At 42.7% G+C, this 1,693-nt stretch carries 2 protein-coding genes and 2 pseudogenes; 2 read left to right on the forward strand and 2 right to left on the reverse strand.

Going from position 1 to position 1,693, the window contains the following annotated elements:
• Positions 1-76 precede the first annotated feature (76 nt).
• Together QUA77_RS29035 and QUA77_RS29040 are read left to right on the forward strand one after the other, a co-directional pair.
• A complete protein-coding gene (locus QUA77_RS29035; protein WP_333454082.1) occupies positions 77-409 on the forward strand; it encodes a transposase in 333 nt (110 codons plus the stop codon).
• A gap of 25 nt (positions 410-434) precedes the next feature.
• On the forward strand, positions 435-674 hold the full coding sequence (locus QUA77_RS29040) for a CopG family transcriptional regulator (protein WP_333454080.1): 240 nt from the start codon (positions 435-437) through the stop codon (positions 672-674).
• 318 nt (positions 675-992) lie between these two features.
• Here QUA77_RS29040 and QUA77_RS29490 read toward each other — a convergent pair.
• Together QUA77_RS29490 and QUA77_RS29045 are read right to left on the reverse strand one after the other, a co-directional pair.
• A pseudogene (locus tag QUA77_RS29490) lies at positions 993-1,055 on the reverse strand (IS1/IS1595 family N-terminal zinc-binding domain-containing protein); the annotation flags it as partial.
• A 179-nt stretch (positions 1,056-1,234) separates the two neighbouring features.
• Positions 1,235-1,693 (reverse strand): annotated as a pseudogene (locus QUA77_RS29045) (hypothetical protein); the annotation flags it as partial.

Consider the following 1,693-nt stretch of genomic DNA (forward strand, 5'->3'; position numbering starts at 1 on the left):
CGAACTCATGCACTGGCTAATTTCATAAATTCCTTTTTTTGTCAACTCCTAATACTGAACCGACGCCCTAGGAATCCTGAAGCGAAATAACCATCTTGAAACTTATATTTCATCTCAAAGTATTAACTCTGATGTGGTTATTGCCTGTATGGATGCTTTTTTCCCCACACTACATAAGCCAACGGTGATTGTCACAGATCAAGCTTCTATTCATACCAGTGATTCTATTGTCTACAAACTTGAAGAGTGGAAACAACGTAATATTGCTCTTTTTGAGTTGCATTCTTACTCTCGTAAATTAAATTCAATTGAAACTTTAGGGCGGTTTGTCAAGTATGAATGGATTGATATATCTGCTTACAAAAGTTGGGAAACTTTTGTTGCATCTGTGGAAAAAATCTTGAAATAATTTGGAGAAAACTATGTAATTAATTTTGTTTAGCTACTTACTAAAGGCCAAGAAACTCAAGCCCGGTGAAGCTGACCTTTCACCCAGTGTGACGCTATCTAAAAGCCAAGACCCCAACTTTGTTCGTACTACCGTTTACCTCCCCAAACTTCTGCACCGCCAACTTAAATCCGCAGCAGCGCAATCAGGTCAGGAAATGAGCGAGCTGGTGGAGAAGTCGGTCGCTCAATACCTCCAGCAGTTCAATCCCGACGACAGTCTGTAAACATTGAAATATTTGAATGTTTAACCATTTAAACATATAACAGCGAAAAGTACACAATTCCGCGCTGTGGAGCGCGTGCTGCATTCATTGGATTGTGAGGCTGCTGATAAGCTTGGCATGGACGATGAGAAGGGGAGCGGCTGAGAGTGAGGAAATTGTGGCAACGGGGGACGATCGCCAAGAGTGTTGGTAGGGATATATTAGCGACTTCAATCTAACTGCGCCCTCACCGCCCTCTCGGCTTCCTCAAAGTGGTCTTGAGAAACCAAGGGTGCAGCAACCCAAACCAAGCACCAGAAAACCAATCAGCGAGCGCCATTAATAACTTAAATTCTCAATAAACTGACGAGTACAATTTTTACATTTAAATCGCTGTTTCCCCTAATAAGTCTTTCCATTTTTAATAAAAAAATCGCTTTGACAATTAGGATATTCCATACTTTTACCTCGGAAATTTATGTTGATTTAATATTAAACCATTACTGTGCATCACTACCAAAGCATTTAACTACTTGCGGGACATATTAGTAGAGCAAGGATTCCTCGCCCTACTAACAGCTTTAAAGCAGAGTAATTGCAGTCGATGCCGAAGCGCTGATCGAACCTGGGCCAAAGCCCAAATTCACCACCCCACCAGCCAAACCAGGAAGATTGTTAATCGTCAGACTAACGCTAGTTTGACCGGGATTAAAGTTCACCGTGCCTCCCGAAGGATTCACAGCAAATGGACTAATGTTGTAGTCTATGTTGTTCACAGGTTGATCACCACCAGGGGCAACAATCAAATAGTCGATCGAAGCCGAAACCGAAGTATCGCCAGTCCGATTAATCGTAAACTGTCCAGAACCACCATCAATAATAGGATCGGGAGACGAACCGTAAGAGAAGAAAGTCGGAGGCACAGCAGTAGTATCAATATTAGAAATCCCTTGATATTCAATGTTCCGCACTAGGTAGTCGGAACCATCGTTTTTGAAGGAGGTGGCGGCGTAGGCAGCGGTGGGGCTATCGTAGGCTTT

Source organism: Microcoleus sp. K5-D4 (assembly GCF_036704575.1).
In the GTDB taxonomy this organism is placed as follows: Bacteria; Cyanobacteriota; Cyanobacteriia; order Cyanobacteriales; family Microcoleaceae; genus Microcoleus.